Source organism: Knoellia sp. LjRoot47, from assembly GCF_964253435.1.
Taxonomy (GTDB): domain Bacteria; phylum Actinomycetota; class Actinomycetes; order Actinomycetales; family Dermatophilaceae; genus Knoellia.
Window position 1 is genome coordinate 157505 of record NZ_CAXUQS020000003.1, and the last position, 16790, is coordinate 174294.

A 16790-nucleotide genomic window follows, 5' to 3' on the forward strand; every position below is an offset into this window, starting at 1 on the left:
TCGGGGTCTCAGCGGAGGCCGACGCGGCGCTCCATGGCGAGCGCGATGAGCTCGTCGATGAGCTGGGGGTAGGTGAGGCCGGCGGCGGCCCACATCCGCGGGTACATCGAGCTCGGCGTGAAGCCGGGCATCGTGTTGATCTCATTGATGAGGAGCTCGCCGTCCTCGGTGAGGAAGAAGTCGCACCGGGCCAGGCCCTCGCAGCCCGCCGCCTCGAACGCGGTGAGCGCCATCGCAGCCACCTGCTCGGCGACGTCGGGCGCGACGTCCGCCGGCGACTCGAGCCGGATGTCGTCGTCGGCGAGGTACTTCGCCTCGAAGTCGTAGAAGGCGTGCCCCTTGACGACGATGCACTCGCCGAGCGGGCTCGTCCGTGGAGCCTCGGTGCCGTGGCCGTCGAGGACGCCGCACTCGATCTCGCGACCGACGATGCCCTGCTCCACGACCACCTTGGGGTCGTGCTCGCGGGCGGCCTCGACCGCGTCGCGGAGGCCGTCGGCCGAGTCCACTTTGGTGATCCCCATGCTCGAGCCGGCCCGGGCGGGCTTGACGAAGACGGGGTAGTCGAGGGCGCCGACGGCGTCGAGCGCCGCCTCGGGGTCGCGGCGCCACTGGCGGTCGGTGATGACGACGTAGGGCCCGACGGGCAGCCCCGCCGCCTGGAAGACGACCTTCATCATGTGCTTGTCCATCATCACGGCTGACGCCGTCACCCCCGACCCGACGTAGCGGACGTCGGCAAGGTCGAGCAGGCCCTGGATCGTGCCGTCCTCACCGAACGGGCCGTGGAGCAGTGGGAAGACGACGTCGACGTCGCTCAGCTCGCGGGGCGCGGCGCCGGGCTCCTGGACGATGAGGTGGCTGGCCGACATGCTCGTGGGGACGAGCACGGCGGGACCGGCCGGGTCGACCTCGGGCACGTGACCGGGGGCGAGCCGCAGGGGCTCGGGGTCGTTGGGCGCGAGGACCCAGCTGCCGTCCTTGGCGATCCCGATCGGGATGACCTCGTAGCGCTCGGGGTCGAGAGCCGACATCACGCTGGCGGCCGTGGCGCACGACACCGCGTGCTCGGAGGAGCGGCCACCGAAGACGAGCGCGACCCGCAGGCGGCGGTTCTCGGGGGCAGGGTCCGGGGTGCTCAGCTCGGTGTCCATCGCCAGAGACCCTATCCCGGGGAGGCGAGCACCCGGCATACGCTCGCGCCGTGGACCACGACGACCTCAGCCCCGCCACCCGCCTCGTTGCCCTCGGTCGCGTGCCGCGCGAGCCGGGTGAGCAGGTCGGTGCGCCGCTGACGATGACGTCGACCTACCACGCGGACGGACCGGCCAGCTATGCCCGCGTCGCCAACCCGACGTGGTCGGCGTTCGAGGAGGCTCTCGGCTCACTCGAGGGCGGTGAGGCGCTCGTTTTCGCCTCCGGCATGGCGGCGGTGGCCGGCGCGCTCTCCCTCGTGCCCCACGGGGGCAGGGTCGTCGTCCCGACCGCGGCCTACAACGGCACGCTCGTGACACTGGCGGACCGGTCCGAGGCCGGCGAGGTCATCGTCAGCACGGTCGAGGTCACCGACACCGACGCCGTCGTCGCGCTCCTCGACGGCGCCGCGATGCTCTGGCTCGAGTCGCCGACCAACCCCCTCCTCGACGTCGCCGAGGTCGAGGTGCTCGCTGCGGCCGCCCGCGAACGCGGCGTCCTCGTCGTCGTGGACAACACCTTCGCCACTCCCCTGCTCCAGCAGCCCCTCTCGCTCGGGGCCGACCTCGTCGTCCACTCGGTGACGAAATACCTCTCGGGCCACAGCGACCTCGTCCTCGGAGCGGTCGTCACGGGCACCGACGACACCGGACGTGCGTTGCACGAACGCGTACGTCGCCACCGCCAGCTCCACGGCGCGATCGCGGGACCGATGGAGACGTGGCTCGCCCTGCGCGGCCTGCGCACCCTCGCGGTCCGGCTCGAGCGTGCCTCCGCCAACGCCGCCACGCTCGCCGAGCGGCTCGCGGGCCACTCCGGGGTGACGCGGGTGCGCTACCCGGGGTTCGGGGCCATGGTCGCGATCGAGGTCGACGGTGACGCCGAGACCGCCGAGCGCGTGTCGGCCGCGACGCAGGTGTGGGTGCACGCCACGAGCCTCGGTGGCGTGGAGAGCCAGGTCGAGCGGCGGCGGCGCCAGCCGGGCGAGCCCGAGGCCGTGCCCGAGACCCTGCTCCGCCTCTCGGTCGGCATCGAGGACGTCGAGGACCTCTGGCGCGACCTGTCCGCCGCCCTCGACACCGCCACCGGCACGGCGACGGGCATCTCCACCGGCGCGTGAGCCGAAGGGTCGGTCAGCCCGTCTCGGCCTTGCGCGGACGCGAGAGCAGGGCGCCGACGACGTCCTGGGCCGAGGTCCCCTCCGTGATCATCGCGTTGACCTGCTCGATGATCGGCACGTCGACGCCGTGCTGGCGCGCGAGGTCGAGGATCGACGTGCAGGACTTCACGCCCTCGGCGGTCTGCTTCGTCACCGCGACGACCTCGTCGACCGTCATCCCCTGACCGAGGCGCACGCCGAAGCTGTGGTTGCGCGACAGCGGTGACATGCACGTCGCGATGAGGTCACCGACCCCGGCCAGGCCCGCGAACGTCGCCGGGGAGCCGCCGAGAGCCATGCCGAGCCGCGTGGTCTCGGCCAGGCCGCGGGTGATGATCGACGCCTTGGAGTTGTCGCCCATCCCGAGCCCCTCGGCCATCCCGACGGCGAGCGCGATGACGTTCTTGGTCGCCCCCGCGATCTCGGTGCCGACGACGTCGGTGCTCGTGTAGGGACGGAAGTATGCCGCGGCGCACGCGTCCGCGACCTGCTGCGCCGCTGCCTCGTCGGAGGCCGCGACCGTGCTGGCCGCGGGCTGCTTGACGGCGATCTCACGGGCGAGGTTGGGGCCGGACACGACAACGATGCGAGACGGGTCGACCCCTCCGGCATCGGCGATGACCTCGCTCATCCGCTTCGTCGTCCCGAGCTCGACACCCTTCATGAGCGAGACGACGGCAGCATCGGTCGGCAGGACCGAGCCCCAGGTGCCGAGGTTGTCGCGCAGCGTCTGGGACGGCACGGCGAGCACGACGATGTCGGCGCCGGCGGCCGCCTCCTCCGGGTCGGAGGTCGCCGAGATCCGCTGCGGGAGCGGGAGCTCGGGGAGGTACTCGTCGTTGCACCCGGCGTTGATCGCCTCGACGACCTCGGCGCGCCGACCCCACATCCTCACGTCGGTCCCGGCATCGGCCATCACGGCGGCGAAGGCGGTCCCCCAGCTGCCGGTACCGAAAACGGCTGCAGTGCTCACGCGCGGTCCTCTCCATCGTCGGGTTGGTCGTCGGGGTGGTCGTCGGCCCATTGTGCGGGGCGCGCCGCACCCAGGGAGTCGGAACGCTCGCTCGGGGTGACCGCGCGCGGACGCCCGGTCACGGTGATGCCGTGCTCCCGGGGGTCGAACCGGCCCGGCGGCGCCGACTCGCCGCGCAGGGTCTCGAGCTGATGGGTGAGGGCCACCATGATCCGTTCGGTCGCTTCGGCGAGGACGTCCGCGGTGACGGGCCGGCCCTGGAGGTCTGCGAGATCGACAGGTGTCCCCGCACTGACCTGCATCGTGTGCCGGGGAAGGACGCTCGGCCGGTGGGAGTAGGGCCCGAGGATCTCCTGCGCGCCCCACTGCGCGACGGGGATGACCGGGCACCCGGTCTCGAGCGCGATGCGCGCGGCGCCGGTCTTGCCACGCATCGGCCAGAGGTTGGGCTCGCGCGTCACCGTGCCCTCGGGATAGATCCCGACGCACTTGCCGTCCTCGACCGCCTGCACGGCGGCCCGGTAGGCATCCGAGGCCTGACCGGTCTCGCGGTAGACGGGGATCTGGTCGGCCCCGCGCAGGATCGCCCCGATGAGCGGGATCCTGAAGACCTCCACCTTGCCGAGGAAGTGCGGCACGATCCCCTCGTCATTGAGGAAGTGTGCGAAGACGAACGGGTCGACGTGCGAGATGTGGTTGGAGACGGCCACGAACCCGCGGTCCCGGGGAAGGTTCTCGGCTCCCGACCAGCTGCGTCGCGTGAGCGACATGAGCAGGGGCCGCAGGACGGTGACCGCGAACCGGTATGCCGGCGGCGAGTCTCGTGGCCCGGTCCTCATGCAGCCCTTTCGTCGAGTTCTCGTGCAGCGTGCCCACGACGGTCGACGGGGCGAGGTCTGCGGACATCTTGGTCGCCGCGAGGGGTGATGTCGAGCAGGCGGGCCCGTCAGGAGAGGATCGAGCCATGGAGCCAGTCCTCGAGCCCGGGTGGCACGTCGTGGTTCCGGTCAAGGGTGGACCGACGGCGAAGTCCCGGCTGCGCCACTCCCTCGACGACGGTGCGGTCGTCGCCGCCGTCGCGCACGACACGCTCGACGTCGCCGCGCAGGTCGTCGGCCCGGGATGCGTGGTGGTCGTGACCTCGGAACCGGTGGAGACGGCATACGCCCGCGCCGCAGGCCACGTGACGGTGCCCGACCCCGCGACAGGTCTCGACGGAGCGTGCGCCGCCGGTGTGGCCGCAGCCCACGCGACGGGCGCGACGCGCGTGGCCGTCCTGCTCGGCGACCACCCCGCCCTGACCCCCCGTGAGCTCGCGGCGACGCTGCGTGCAGGAGAGGCCCACCCGACCTTCTTCGTGGCCGACGCCGACGGCACCGGCACTGCCCTCGTCGGCTCGACCACGGGAGAGATCCCGGCCCTGGCGTTCGGACCGGGCAGCGCTGGGCGTCACCGCGACCTCGGCCACGTGCCGCTCGGCCTGGACGCCCCGGGTCTGCGGCACGACGTCGACGACGAGGACTCGTTGCGCTGGGCGATGGATCATCTCGCCCTGGGTCCACGCACACGGGCTGCCCTCGGGCGATAACGTCGGGGCGTGCAAGCGAGCATCCACACCTTCGCCGAGGACGGCTCGGGCTCCGCGCTGCTCGACGACGGGCAGGTGGTGACCTGGCCCGGCGAGGTCTTCGCCGACAGCGCCCTGCGCCACGTGCGCCCGGGTCAGCGGGTCAGCGTCGAGGTCGAGGGCGCCGAGGTGACCCGGCTCTGGATCGTCGGCATCGGCGAGGGCGAAGTCATCCGCTGACCCTGAGTGCCGGTCGTTCGACGTCGTCGACCCGGTGGCAGGCGAAGAGGGCCGACCCGCATCGCGGTGTCGGCCCTCTCGTCGTACCCGGTTCAGCGCTTCTTGGCCGGAGCCTTCTTCGCCGGAGCCTTCTTGGCGGGGGCCTTCGTGGCCACGGCCTTGGTCGCGGTCGTCGCCTTCTTGGCCGGAGCCTTCTTGGCGGCCGTCTTGGTGGCCGTTGCGGCCTTCTTGGCGGGAGCCTTCTTCGCCGCCGTCTTGGTGGCCGTGGTGGCCTTCTTGGCGGTCGACTTCGCAGCGGTCGCGGTCTTGGTCGCCGTCTTCTTCGCGGCGGCCTTGGTCGCCGTGGCCTTGGTCGCCGTCTTCTTGGCGGGAGCGGCCTTGGTCGCGGTCTTCTTCGCCGTGGCCTTGGTCGCCGTGGCCTTGGCCGCCGTCTTCTTGGCGGGAGCGGCCTTCTTGGCAGTCGCTGCCGCCGTGGCGGAACCAGCGCTGGCGCGCTGCGCGGCCGGGGAGGCCTTGGGCAGCAGCGACGGCTTCTTGACGTAGGACTTGAAGGCGGCGCCGGCCCGGAAGCGGGGAGCCTTGGCCTTCGGGATGCGCACGCTGGCGCCGGAGTGCGGGTTGCGGCCGGTGCGCGCGGCGCGCTCGACCCGGTCGAAGGTGCCGAAGCCGGTGATGCCGACCTTGCCACCCTTGGTGACCTCACGGACGATCGTGTCGAGGACCGCGTCGAGTGCCTCGGTCGCTGCCTTGCGGCTACCGAGTCGCTTCTCGAGCTCCCGGACGAGTTCTCCCTTGTTCACTGGCTCTCCATCGTGTGTGCCGTCGGCCGACCCGACGATGTGCGTGCGACCAGGCGAACGCCTGACCTGCCCACGACGTTAGAACCGCCGCCGTGGCACGTCCACCACCCCCGAGGCGTGTTCCGTTGTCCCACAAGGGCTTTGGCCGAGCCCCCCGGCTGGGGCTTCCTGCACACGGTCACGCAGCCCCTGGGGCACCCTCAGGCTCGACGAGTGCGAGCATGCCTGTGCCACAACGCAATTCGCTCACAGGCGATGGCATCCGATACGGCTGAGGGCGCGGCTGGCCGTCCGGCTGTGAGTCACACCAGTCACACCAGTCACATGGACGGGTGGCGCGTGGCGCGTGAACTCCCCACTCGCACACGGCGTGTCGCACCCCGTACCTCAGAGCGTGACGGGCTTCCAGCTCGGTCGAGTCGCCTCGTATGCCGTGACGTCACCCTCGTGACGCAGCGTGAGCGAGATGTCGTCGAGGCCCTCGAGGAGGCGCCAGCGGGCATAGTCGTCGACCTGGAACGGTGCCGTGAGGTCGCCCGCGGTGACGGTGCGCGACTCGAGATCGACCGTGACCGACGTGCCCGGCTCGTTCTCGAGCAGCTTCCAGAGGAGCTCGACGTCGTCCTGGCTGCACTGTGCCGCGAGCAGTCCGGCCTTGCTGCTGTTGCCCCGGAAGATGTCGGCGAACCGCGAGGAGATGACGACCCGGAAGCCGTAGTTCATCAGCGCCCACACGGCGTGCTCGCGCGAGCTGCCCGTCCCGAAGTCGGGACCGGCGACGAGGACCGAGCCCGCGGCATACGTCGGGTCGTTGAGGACGAAGGTCTCGTCGGCACGCCACGCGGCGAAGAGGCCGTCCTCGAAGCCGGACTTGGTGACTCGCTTGAGGTACTCGGCAGGGATGATCTGGTCGGTGTCGACGTTGCTGCGGCGCAGCGGGACGCCGATGCCGGTGTGCGTGGTGAAGGCGTCCATGTCAGGCCTCCTGGGTGGCGTAGCCGGCGGTCGCAGCCGAGAGCGGCTGGAGGTCGGACGGGCTGGAGAGGGTGCCGCGGACGGCGGTCGCGGCCGCGACGAGAGGGCTCACGAGGTGGGTGCGGCCACCCTTGCCCTGGCGACCCTCGAAGTTGCGGTTGGAGGTCGACGCGCTGCGCTCCCCCGGCGCCAGCTTGTCGGGGTTCATGGCCAGACACATCGAACAGCCGGGCAGGCGCCACTCGGCACCCGCCGCGGTGAAGACCGCGTCGAGGCCCTCGGCCTCGGCCTGCAGGCGGACGCGCGCGGAGCCGGGGACGACGAGCATCCGCACCCCGTCCGCGACCTGGCGGCCCTTGACGACCTCGGCCGCGGCACGCAGGTCCTCGATCCGACCGTTGGTGCAGGACCCGACGAAGACCGTGTCGACGGCGATCTCGCGCAAGGGAGTCCCCGCGACGAGTCCCATGTACTCGAGGGCCCGCTCGGCGGCGTGGCGCTCGGAGTCCTCCATCTGGGCCGGGTCCGGGACGGCGTCGCCGAGCGGCGCGCCCTGGCCGGGGTTGGTGCCCCACGTGACGAAGGGGGTGAGCGAGGCGGCGTCGAGGACGACCTCTGCGTCGAACTCGGCGTCGTCGTCGGTGCGCAGCTCGCGCCAGCTTTCGACGGCGGCGTCCCAGTCGGCGCCCTTCGGGGCGTGGTCGCGCCCCTCGAGGTAGGCGAAGGTCGTCTCGTCTGGCGCGATCATGCCGGCGCGGGCACCGGCCTCGATCGACATGTTGCACACCGTCATCCGGGCCTCCATCGACAGCGACCGGATGGCGCTGCCGCGGTACTCGAGGACGTAGCCCTGGCCGCCGCCGGTCCCGATCTTGGCGATGACGGCCAGCACGATGTCCTTGGAGGTCACGCCGGCGGGCAGGTCGCCCTCGACCGTGACGGCCATGGTGCGGAACGGCTTGAGCGGCAGCGTCTGGGTCGCGAGGACGTGCTCGACCTCGCTGGTGCCGATGCCGAAGGCGAGCGCGCCGAACGCGCCGTGGGTCGACGTGTGACTGTCGCCGCAGACGACGGTCATGCCCGGCTGGGTCAGCCCGAGCTGGGGGCCGACGACGTGGACGATGCCCTGCTCGGCGTCGCCCATCGGATAGAGCTTGATGCCGAACTCGTCGCAGTTGCGGCGCAGCGTCTCGACCTGGGTGAGGCTGATCGGGTCCGAGATCGGGCCCGGCGTCGTCGGGACGTTGTGGTCCTCGGTCGCGAGCGTGAGGTCGGGGCGTCGGACGGGTCGGTCCGCGAGCCGGAGCCCGTCGAACGCCTGCGGGCTCGTCACCTCGTGGAGGAGGTGGAGGTCGATGTAGAGCAGATCCGGCTCGCCCTCGCCCCGACGCACGACATGGGCGTCCCACACCTTCTCTGCCAGGGTCTTGCCCACGGCCAACACCTCCACGAAACGGTTCTTGGGCACCGCCCGTCCAGGTCGTGGGCGACGCCGCTCTGACCGAGGTTCGCACGACGCTCCCAGCGTGGAACTTGCGTCTCACCGCTTGGGACGGCAGTATCAAGACATGGACAACACCAGTGGGGTCGGCGTTCTCGACAAGGCCGCCATCGTCTTGAGCGCTCTCGAAGCGGGCCCATCCACCCTCGCTCAGCTCGTCACGGCCACCGGCCTGGCCCGCCCGACGGCCCACCGCCTCGCGGTCGCGCTCGAGCACCACCGCCTCGTCGGCCGGGACATGCAGGGCCGCTTCGTCCTCGGCCCGCGGCTCGGCGAGCTGGCCGCCGCCGCCGGCGAGGACCGCCTGCTCGCCGCCGCCGGCCCGGTGCTCGGCGCACTGCGCGACCACACCAACGAGAGCGCGCAGCTCTTCCGCCGCCAGGGCGACCACCGCATCTGCGTCTCTGCCGCCGAGCGTCCGGTCGGCCTGCGCGACTCCATCCCGATCGGTGCGAGCCTGACGATGCTCGCCGGCTCGGCGGCCCAGGTGCTGCTCGCGTGGGAGGAGCCCGACCGGCTCCACCGCGGGCTGCAGGGCGCCGCCTTCAACGCGACGACGCTCTCGGGCGTCCGGCGTCGCGGCTGGTCCCAGAGCGTCGGCGAGCGCGAGCCCGGCGTCGCCTCGGTCTCGGCCCCGGTCCGCTCCCCCTCCGGTCGCGTCATCGCCGCCGTGTCGATCTCGGGGCCGATCGAGCGTCTCTCGCGCCAGCCCGGACGGCTGCACGCGTCCACGGTCATCGCGGGCGCCAACAAGCTCACCGAGGTCCTGGCCCGCCACGCCAAGACGGCCGAGGAGCAGCACTCGGCCTGACCCGCGAAGGCGAGCACCCGGCATACGACGGCGTGCGTCCGCAACCTTGGTCACCTTCTCGACCAGAGCTGCGGACGCTGCCTTATGCCGTCCCGCTGCGTCCGCAGCCGTGGTCACCTTCCCGACCAGGGTTGCGGACGCTGCCGCATGCCGTCGCGCTGCGTCCGCAGTCCTGGTCACCTTCTCGACCAGGGTTGCGGACGCACGCGTGGCCCGGGAACGACGAAGTCCCCGTCACCGAGAAGGTGACGGGGACGTCGCACTGGTAGCCCCGACGGGATTCGAACCCGCGCTACCGCCTTGAGAGGGCGGCGTGCTAGGCCGCTACACAACGGGGCCCTAGCTGCTGCTGCCGGACGAGCCGGACAGCGGATGGAAGACTACCGCAGAACGGTGGATCTTCCGAATCGGCCTGTGCCACAAGGACATTGACCAAGCTGGGGTACCAGGACTCGAACCTAGAATGACGGTACCAGAAACCGTAGTGTTGCCAATTACACCATACCCCAAGGGGGTATCACTGGCGCTTAGGACCGAAGTCGGCTGCACCGGTGAACCGAGGAGCGATACTACCGGTCCGCTCCCCCGCGCCCAAATCGCGGGTCGTGCCGTGGCCGCGCAGCCTCAGAGCGAGTCGCGCAGCGCCCGCAACCGGGCCAGCGTCGACGTCTTGCCGAGGATCTCCATGGACTCGAAGAGCGGCGGGCTGATCCGCGCGCCCGAGACCGCGGTGCGCAGCGGGCCGAAGGCGAACTTCGGCTTGATGCCGAGCCCGTCGACGACCGCCTCGCGCAGCACCGCCTCGATGGCGGCGGCGTTCCAGCCGCTGTCGGTGCCGAGGACGCCCTCGCCGGCGTCGTCGAGGTCGCCGAGCGCCGTGAGGGCCGCGTCGAGGACCTGTGGGGCGTCCTCCTTGAGCTGGCCACGCGCGTCCTCGGCGATCTCGAGGGCGTCGTCGGCGACGAAGAACGGACGCACGAGCGCGGACGCCTCGGTGAGGTGGGCGATGCGGGTCTGGATGAGCTCGGCCACCGCCTTGAGCCGGCCGAGCTCGCCGAGCGACGGGTTGCCCGAGAGCACCTCGTCGCGCTCGAGGAAGGGCAGCAGCCGCGAGGTGAAGTTCCCGAGCTCGAGCTCGCGGATGTAGACGCCGTTGAGCCAGTCGAGCTTCTTGAGGTCGAAGATCGGGCCGACCGGGTTGACCTTCTTCCAGTCGAAGCCGTCGCTGAACTCGCGGAAGGTGAAGACCTCGCGCTCGGTGCCGTCGGCCTCGGTCACCGGCGGGTAGGCCAGCAGCGCGAGGAAGTTCACGAGGGCTTCGGGCAGGTAGCCCTCCTCGCGGAACCACGTGAGACGGGCAGCCGGGTTCTTGCGCTTGGAGATCTTGGACTTGTCGGCGTTGCGCAGCAGCGGCATGTGTGCGAACTGCGGCGGCTCGAGCCCCAGCCACTGGTAGAGGAGCACGTGCTTGGGCGTGGAGCTGATCCACTCCTCGCCACGCACGACGTGGGTGATGCCCATCTCGTGGTCGTCGACGACGACGGCGAGGTGGTAGGTCGGGAACCCGTCGGCCTTGAGGATGACCTGGTCGTCCGGGCGGGGCGCCGAGACGGTGCCGCGGATGAGGTCCTCGAAGGTCAGGGGCACGTCCTGCGGGATGAACATCCGCACGACCGGCGTCTCGCTGAAGCCCGGCAGCTCGGCGCGCTCCTCCCGCGTCTTGCCGTGGCAGAGGCGGTCGTAGCCGGTCGGCTGCTTGGTCTTCTGCTGCATCTCGCGCATCTGGGCGAGGCGCTCGCCGGTGCACCAGCAGTGGTAGGCCTTGCCCTCCTCGAGCAGGCGCTCGACGTAGGGGCGGTAGGTGTCGAGCCGCTCGCTCTGGCGGTACGGGGCGTACGGGCCACCGAGGTCGGGACCCTCGTCCCAGGTGAGCCCCAGCCAGTGCAGCGTGTCGTAGACCTGCTGCTCGCTGTCGGCGCGGAACCGGGCGCGGTCGGTGTCCTCGATGCGCAGGAGGAAGCGCCCGCTCTGCTGCCGTGCGAACGCGAGGTTGAACAACGACATGTATGCCGTGCCGACGTGCGGGTCCCCGGTGGGCGACGGGGCGACGCGGAGGCGGGGGGTGCGGGCTGAGGTGGTGGGCTGTTCACTCATGGTGCCCCGATTCTAGGGACTCACCGGGGCCCGGTCGTCCGCGCGAGGTGTCCTCCACCCCGGCCCCGGGTCTACGTTGGCGACAGGACCGGGCGACCGGCGCCCGGCACGACCTGCGGAGGCACCCCATGGTCAACCACGTGTATGCGATCTCGGAGCTCGTCGGGAGCTCACCCGAGGGTGTCGAGGCAGCCGTCGACAACGCCATCGCGTCCGCCAGCGACACGGTGCGCAACCTCGACTGGTTCGAGGTGACCGAGATCCGCGGTCACCTCGGCGACGACGGCACGGTCGCCGACTGGCAGGTGGGCATCAAGCTCGGCTTCCGGGTCGAGAAGTAGCCCCGCCCAGCGTCTCGCGCCGGCGGGCCAGCCACCCACGCTCGGCGGGGTTTTCCGTCGTCGCGATAGCGGCGGCATACGCGCGTCGTGCGTCGTCCGTACGTCCCAGGCGGCGCAGGAGGTCCGCGCGGGTCGCGTGCCACGGTGCGTATGCCGTGAGCCCCAGTCCGTCGACGAGGCTCAGCGCCACCTGTGGCCCGTCGAGCTCGGCCACGGCGACGGCGCGGTTGAGGGCGACCACCGGGGTGGGGGCGAGCGCCATGAGCTGGTCGTAGAGCGCGACGACCTGGCCCCAGTCGGTGAGCGAGGCGTCGAGCGTATCGGTGTGCACCGCCTGGATCGCGGCCTGCAGCTGGTAGGGACCGGGTCGGTTGCGCGCGAGGCAGTCGCGCACGAGTGCGTGCCCCTCGTCGACGAGGTCGGCGTCCCAGAGGGTGCGGTCCTGCTCGTCGAGGGTGACGAGCTCGCCGTCGGGACCGATCCGGGCGGGCCGACGCGCCTGGCTGAGCAGCATGAGCGCGAGCAGGCCGTCGACCTCGGGAGGTGAACCGATGCCGCCCGCCAGGTCGCGGACGGCGCGGGTGAGCCGGATCGCCTCCCGTGCCAGGTCCGGGCGGTCCGCCGCCTCGGCGCTCGAGCTGAGGTAGCCCTCGTTGTGGACGAGGTAGAGCACGGCGAGGACTCCGGCGAGCCGCTCGGCGAGGTCATCCGGCCCGGGGACGCGGTAGGGGATGCGGGCCTTGGCGATCTTGGCCTTGGCACGGGTGATCCGTTGGGCCATCGTCGTCTCGGGGACGAGGAACGCGCTGGCGATCTCGGCGACGGTGAGCCCACCCAACAGCCGAAGGGTGAGGGCCACCCGGGCCGGTTCGCCGAGGGCCGGGTGGCAGCACGTGAAGATGAGCCGCAGGCGGTCGTCGGTGACGGGTCCGGTGGGCTCCGGGGGCGTGTCGTCGGTGATCATGGCCGCCTCGGCGTACTTCTCGTCGCGCACCTTCTCGCGGCGCAGGTGGTCGAGCGCCTTGCGTGCGGCCGTCGTCGTGAGCCACCCCGCCGGGTTGGGCGGGACGCCGTCCTGCGGCCACCGCTCGAGCGCGATGACGAGGGCCTCGCCGAGGGCGTCCTCGGCGAGGCCGATGTCGCCGAAGCGACGGATCAGCCCGGCGACCACACGGCCGTACTCGGCGCGGACGACGTCGGCGACGGCGTCCGCACCGAGCGCGGCGGCTGGGTCGGGCGACCCGGGTGCGGTCACGAGGGCGTCGGTGACCGGCTCAGGCCTGGGAGAAGGGCCGGACCTCGACCCGGCCGCCACACGCGGCCGAGCCCTGCTTGGCCCAGGTGAGCGCCTCGTCGAGGTCGGCCGCCTCGATGATCCAGAAGCCACCGAGGAACTCCTTGGCCTCGGAGTAGGGCCCATCCGTGACCGTCGGCGCGTCACCGGTGGCGTCGACGGTGGTGGCCGTCGTGATGGGCTCGAGCCCACCCGCGAAGACCCACTTGCCGGCGTCGCGGACGGTGGTGTTGAACGCCTCGACGTCCTTGAACATCTGTTGCATGACGTCGTCGCTGGGCATCGGGTCGTCGACGTTGCCGGGGACCGAGAGCATGTACTGCGTCATGGTGTTCTCCTTGGTTCGGAGCGACGGGACCGCCGGTGTGGCGTCCTGTGGCGTCGTCTCATCCTCTCCACGAACGGGTCGCCCCGGATACGACACCCCTGCCGAAAATTCTTTCAGGAGGTTTCGGCGCGCTCGCCCGCGCGCTGTTCCGCGAGGTCGTCGGCGAGGTGAGCGATCACCGCGCCGAACGTCACGAACCCACCGAGCACGGCCATCGCCCACGGCAGCGAACCCATGCCGTTGAGGGTGAGTGCAGCCACGACGAGGCCGACGCACCAGGCGATCTGGATCCAGAACGGGAACATGCGCATGCCCGGAGTCTGGCAGTCGGAGGCGCCGAGTGCGCGGCGCCGGGCTCAGCCGGCGCTGACGAAGGGGTTGCTCAAGGTGCCGATCTGGTCGACCTCGACCTCGACCCGCTGTCCGGCGACGACCTGTCCGACGCCGGCCGGCGTCCCGGTGAGGATGACGTCACCGGGGAGCAGCGTGAACGCCTGCGAGGCGAAGGCGATGAGCTCGGCGACGCCGTGGACCATGTCGGAGGTGGGGCCGTCCTGGACGACCTCGCCGTCGAGCGTGGTCCGGATCCGGCAGGCGGCCGGGTCGAGGTCGGTCTCGATCCACGGACCCAGCGGGCAGAACGTGTCCATGCCCTTGGCTCGGGCCCACTGCCCGTCGGAGCGCTGGAGGTCGCGCGCGGTGACGTCGTTGGCGACGGTGTAGCCGAAGACCGTCGACAGGGCGTGCTCGACCTCGACGTCCTTGGCCATGCGGCCGATGACGACGGCGAGCTCACCCTCGTAGCTGACCTCCTGCGTCACCGACGGGATGACGACGGGGTCACCGGGCCCGACGACGGCGGTGTTGGGGATGAGGAACATCAGCGGTGTCGCCGGCGCCTCGCCCCCCATCTCCTTGGCGTGGTCGGCGTAGTTCTTGCCGATGCCGATGACCTTGCTGCGCGGGATGACCGGCGCGAGCAGACGCACGTCCTCGACGAGGTGGGTCGCTCCTGTCAGCTCGATCCGCTGGTAGAGCGGGTCGCCCGTGATCTCGGCGATCTTCTCGCCGGCCCCGTCGACCAGTCCGTATGCCGGGTCCTCACCTGTCGTGAATCTCGCGATGCGCACGGCCCCACCCTAGTTGGGTCGCGGCCAGCGCTGGAGGTCGAGGCCGTCGGGCACGGTGTCGGGCGCCTCGTGGTGCTCCCCCATGCGCCGGATGCCGTCGGCGAAGTAGTCGTGCAGCGTGCTGGCCAGCTCGACGTCGCGGTCGAGTCCGCAGTCGGCGAGCGCCCGGTCCCAGGCGGCCAGCGCCAGCCGGTCCATCTCCTCGTGCGGGCCGTTGCCCGAGTGCATGCGGACGACCTCGGACTCCGTGCCCATCGACCCGGTGTAGGTCGGTGGGCCGCCCCACGCCTCGCCGAGGTAGACCGCGAGCCGCTCGGTGTGGTCCTCCCGGAACCCGTGCGAGAACGCGTGCGACACCACCGGGTCGGCGAGCACCCGCCGGTGCCACGCCTCCGCCAGCGCGAGGACGCCGTCCGCTCCCCCGACGGCCTCGTAGATCGACACGGGACCGACGGTCGCCTCAGTCGAGGCGACCCGCGACGACACCGGCGAGGACGGCATACCCCGTGTCGTTCGCGTGGATGTCGTTGCGGCTGCACATCCACGTCCACGCGCAGATCGTCGCGACGTTGGTCGGGATCGTCCCGTATGCCGTCGTCACCGGTGTCGTGTTCGTCGACCGGAACGCCGTGGCCACGTCCGCGACGTCGGCGTCGGCCGTGGCGGCCGAGCGGGAGACGGCGCCGTTGAGGAGCGACTGCAGCTGGGTGGTCAGCGCGGCGACCTGCTGTCCGGCCGCTCCGGTGAGCCACGCGGCGAGGAAGGGGTTGTAGTAGTTGAGCACGATGATCTGCGTCTGCGGACCCGTCGCGGCACGCAGCCGGCCCAGGATCGTCGTGAGGTTGCGCTCGACCGTGCCGACCGCCCCGATCGCGCAGGCGACGTCGACCGTCCCCCGGGCGCAGGGGGTGACGTCGTTGGCGCCGATGTCGATGGTCACGAGGTCGACCTTGGACTTGTGCGCGCGGAGGAACTGCACGGCCGCGTCGACCTGCGAACCCTGCTCGTAGGTGCAGCGGTCGGTGCCAAGCATCGACGCCGTCGTCGCGCCCGAGCAGGACAGGTTGGTCAGCTTCGCCTTGGGGGCGCTCTCCTGGAGGGCGTCGAGGACACCGCCGACGTAGCCGCCGTCCCGGTCGTCCCCGACCCCGGGCTGGTAGCCCGCGGCGAGCGAGTCACCCAGTGCGAGGTACCACGAGGTCGCCCTGCCCGCACTGGGGTCCGGCTTCGCCGAGGCGGCGGCAGGCGTCCCGAGGACGGCGAGGGTGGCGATGACGATGGCGAGGACTCGACGCATGCGATGGCTCCAGGGGTTCGTGGTCCGCGGCGCTGCGGTCCTCTCGGGATCGTCGCACAGGCAGCACGGTGCGGGGTGGAATCCGGACCCCGCACGCTCCCCTACGCTTGACGGGCCATGAACGCCGAGACCGTCACCGAGCCCACCACCCTGGGCGTCGCGACGTGGACGGCGCGTGCGGAGTCGCACGGCGAGAGGGTCGACGCGGCAACGGCGGCCCACCGGGCCCGGCGCGGACGGGGCGAGTCGCACCCGGTCGAGGACTTCCTCTTCTCCTACTACGGCACCACGCCGTCACAGCTGCGTCGGTGGCACCCGGGTCCCGGCGTGCGCCTCGAAGGGGCCGCCGCGCTGGAGCGGGCGTCGTGGAAGCACTATCGCGTCGTCGAGGGGTCGGTCGAGCTCGACGTCGCCGCCTTCGTCGCCGCACGCGGGCGCGCCGTGGACTTCGTCAAGGGGCTGCTCACCGCGACGGTGTCGCGACCGGCCCGCCTCGGCTGCTTCGGGCTGCACGAGTGGGCGATGGTCTACCGCGCCGGCGAGGACGGGGTGCGCCACCAGCAGGTGCCGCTGCGCCTGGGCCAGGCCGCGACCGACGAGGTCGTCGAGCGGCACCAGATCGCGTGCACCCACTTCGACGCCTTCCGCTTCTTCACCCCAGAAGCCCTGTCCCGCAACGCGATCCAGCCCACCCGGGAGTCCCAGACCGAGCTTGAGCAGCCCGGGTGCCTGCACGCTGGCATGGACACCTACAAGTGGGCCACCAAGCTGTCGCCGCTCGTGCCGAGCGAGCTGACGATGGACTGCTTCGACCTCGCGTCGCAGATCCGCCTGCTCGACATGCAGGCCTCCCCCTACGACCTCTCCGGCTACGACGTCGAGCCCGTGCGGATCGAGACGGCCGCTGGCAAGACGGCATACATCGAGCGTCAGCGAGAGTTCGCCGAGCGCTCGAACGCCCTGCGCCACAGGCTGATCGACGTGCTGGACACCGTCGCGGACTGAGCCGACCGCGTCGGCTGCCCG

Annotated in this window: 19 protein-coding genes and 2 tRNA genes; 6 read left to right on the forward strand and 15 right to left on the reverse strand. The window is 71.5% G+C overall.

From position 1 onward, the window contains the following. Positions 1-8: 8 nt before the first annotated feature. The gene (locus ACSQ11_RS17325) at positions 9-1154 is read right to left on the reverse strand and encodes a D-alanine--D-alanine ligase family protein (protein ID WP_436007819.1); all 1146 of its coding nucleotides are present in this window, start codon (positions 1152-1154) and stop codon (positions 9-11) included. A gap of 50 nt (positions 1155-1204) precedes the next feature. Between ACSQ11_RS17325 and ACSQ11_RS17330 the strand changes: the two genes are divergently transcribed. After that, complete coding sequence (locus tag ACSQ11_RS17330) at positions 1205-2314, forward strand: trans-sulfuration enzyme family protein (protein ID WP_436007821.1); 1110 nt, start codon at positions 1205-1207, stop codon at positions 2312-2314. 13 nt (positions 2315-2327) lie between these two features. Here the strand turns inward: ACSQ11_RS17330 and ACSQ11_RS17335 are convergent, their stop codons facing one another. Next, positions 2328-3326: an NAD(P)H-dependent glycerol-3-phosphate dehydrogenase gene (locus ACSQ11_RS17335; protein ID WP_436007823.1), complete on the reverse strand. Its 999-nt coding sequence runs from the start codon at positions 3324-3326 to the stop codon at positions 2328-2330. Further along, complete coding sequence (locus ACSQ11_RS17340; RefSeq protein ID WP_436007825.1) at positions 3323-4165, reverse strand: lysophospholipid acyltransferase family protein; 843 nt, start codon at positions 4163-4165, stop codon at positions 3323-3325. Before ACSQ11_RS17340 ends, ACSQ11_RS17335 begins: the two co-directional genes overlap by 4 nt. Positions 4166-4290: 125 nt before the next feature. Between ACSQ11_RS17340 and cofC the strand changes: the two genes are divergently transcribed. Both cofC and ACSQ11_RS17350 read left to right on the forward strand, forming a co-directional pair. Next, positions 4291-4914, forward strand: a complete 624-nt coding sequence (gene cofC / locus ACSQ11_RS17345; protein WP_436007827.1) for a 2-phospho-L-lactate guanylyltransferase — start codon at positions 4291-4293, stop codon at positions 4912-4914. Positions 4915-4923: 9 nt separating this feature from the next. After that, positions 4924-5133, forward strand: coding sequence for a hypothetical protein (locus ACSQ11_RS17350; RefSeq protein WP_436007829.1), 210 nt, complete (start codon positions 4924-4926; stop codon positions 5131-5133). 92 nt (positions 5134-5225) lie between these two features. On the opposite strand, the gene ACSQ11_RS17355 is transcribed toward ACSQ11_RS17350, so the two are convergent. The 3 genes from ACSQ11_RS17355 to leuC form a co-directional block, all read right to left on the reverse strand. Continuing rightward, a complete protein-coding gene (locus ACSQ11_RS17355; protein WP_436007831.1) occupies positions 5226-5933 on the reverse strand; it encodes an HU family DNA-binding protein in 708 nt (235 codons plus the stop codon). 387 nt (positions 5934-6320) lie between these two features. Then, positions 6321-6908, reverse strand: a complete 588-nt coding sequence (gene leuD / locus ACSQ11_RS17360; RefSeq protein ID WP_436007833.1) for a 3-isopropylmalate dehydratase small subunit — start codon at positions 6906-6908, stop codon at positions 6321-6323. A 1-nt stretch (position 6909) separates the two neighbouring features. Then, complete coding sequence (gene leuC / locus ACSQ11_RS17365; RefSeq protein WP_436007835.1) at positions 6910-8343, reverse strand: 3-isopropylmalate dehydratase large subunit; 1434 nt, start codon at positions 8341-8343, stop codon at positions 6910-6912. A gap of 133 nt (positions 8344-8476) precedes the next feature. Between leuC and ACSQ11_RS17370 the strand changes: the two genes are divergently transcribed. Continuing rightward, positions 8477-9220 carry an IclR family transcriptional regulator gene (locus ACSQ11_RS17370; protein WP_404383918.1) on the forward strand — a complete coding sequence of 248 codons (744 nt, stop codon included), beginning with the start codon at positions 8477-8479 and terminating at the stop codon, positions 9218-9220. Between the two features lie 263 nt (positions 9221-9483). On the opposite strand, the gene ACSQ11_RS17375 is transcribed toward ACSQ11_RS17370, so the two are convergent. From ACSQ11_RS17375 to gltX, 3 genes are all read right to left on the reverse strand, one after another. After that, positions 9484-9559 (reverse strand) — tRNA-Glu (locus tag ACSQ11_RS17375). A 98-nt stretch (positions 9560-9657) separates the two neighbouring features. Then, positions 9658-9729, reverse strand: a tRNA-Gln gene (locus ACSQ11_RS17380). 115 nt (positions 9730-9844) lie between these two features. Beyond that, positions 9845-11374, reverse strand: a complete 1530-nt coding sequence (gltX, locus tag ACSQ11_RS17385) for a glutamate--tRNA ligase (protein ID WP_436007837.1) — start codon at positions 11372-11374, stop codon at positions 9845-9847. 128 nt (positions 11375-11502) lie between these two features. Here gltX and ACSQ11_RS17390 point away from each other — a divergent pair, with 128 nt between their 5' ends. After that, complete coding sequence (locus ACSQ11_RS17390) at positions 11503-11715, forward strand: dodecin (RefSeq protein WP_436007839.1); 213 nt, start codon at positions 11503-11505, stop codon at positions 11713-11715. Here ACSQ11_RS17390 and ACSQ11_RS17395 read toward each other — a convergent pair. The 6 genes from ACSQ11_RS17395 to ACSQ11_RS17420 all read right to left on the reverse strand — a co-directional run bounded on the left by ACSQ11_RS17395 (position 11687) and on the right by ACSQ11_RS17420 (position 15764). Then, positions 11687-12970 (reverse strand): RNA polymerase sigma factor, encoded by a 1284-nt coding sequence (locus tag ACSQ11_RS17395; protein WP_436007841.1) that lies wholly within the window; start codon positions 12968-12970, stop codon positions 11687-11689. The genes ACSQ11_RS17390 and ACSQ11_RS17395 overlap by 29 nt on opposite strands. A 19-nt stretch (positions 12971-12989) precedes the next feature. Next, positions 12990-13337 (reverse strand): YciI family protein, encoded by a 348-nt coding sequence (locus ACSQ11_RS17400; protein ID WP_436007843.1) that lies wholly within the window; start codon positions 13335-13337, stop codon positions 12990-12992. Positions 13338-13450: 113 nt separating this feature from the next. Beyond that, the gene (locus ACSQ11_RS17405; protein WP_436007845.1) at positions 13451-13648 is read right to left on the reverse strand and encodes a hypothetical protein; all 198 of its coding nucleotides are present in this window, start codon (positions 13646-13648) and stop codon (positions 13451-13453) included. Between the two features lie 45 nt (positions 13649-13693). Continuing rightward, positions 13694-14467 carry a fumarylacetoacetate hydrolase family protein gene (locus tag ACSQ11_RS17410; protein ID WP_436007847.1) on the reverse strand — a complete coding sequence of 258 codons (774 nt, stop codon included), beginning with the start codon at positions 14465-14467 and terminating at the stop codon, positions 13694-13696. 9 nt (positions 14468-14476) lie between these two features. Then, the gene (locus ACSQ11_RS17415) at positions 14477-14911 is read right to left on the reverse strand and encodes a group II truncated hemoglobin (protein WP_436007849.1); all 435 of its coding nucleotides are present in this window, start codon (positions 14909-14911) and stop codon (positions 14477-14479) included. A gap of 16 nt (positions 14912-14927) precedes the next feature. Next, entirely contained in the window at positions 14928-15764 is an 837-nt protein-coding gene (locus ACSQ11_RS17420; RefSeq protein ID WP_436007851.1) for an SGNH/GDSL hydrolase family protein, read from the reverse strand. Between the two features lie 117 nt (positions 15765-15881). Here ACSQ11_RS17420 and ACSQ11_RS17425 point away from each other — a divergent pair, with 117 nt between their 5' ends. Then, complete coding sequence (locus tag ACSQ11_RS17425) at positions 15882-16769, forward strand: 3-methyladenine DNA glycosylase (RefSeq protein WP_436007853.1); 888 nt, start codon at positions 15882-15884, stop codon at positions 16767-16769. The last annotated feature ends 21 nt before the right edge of the window (positions 16770-16790 follow it).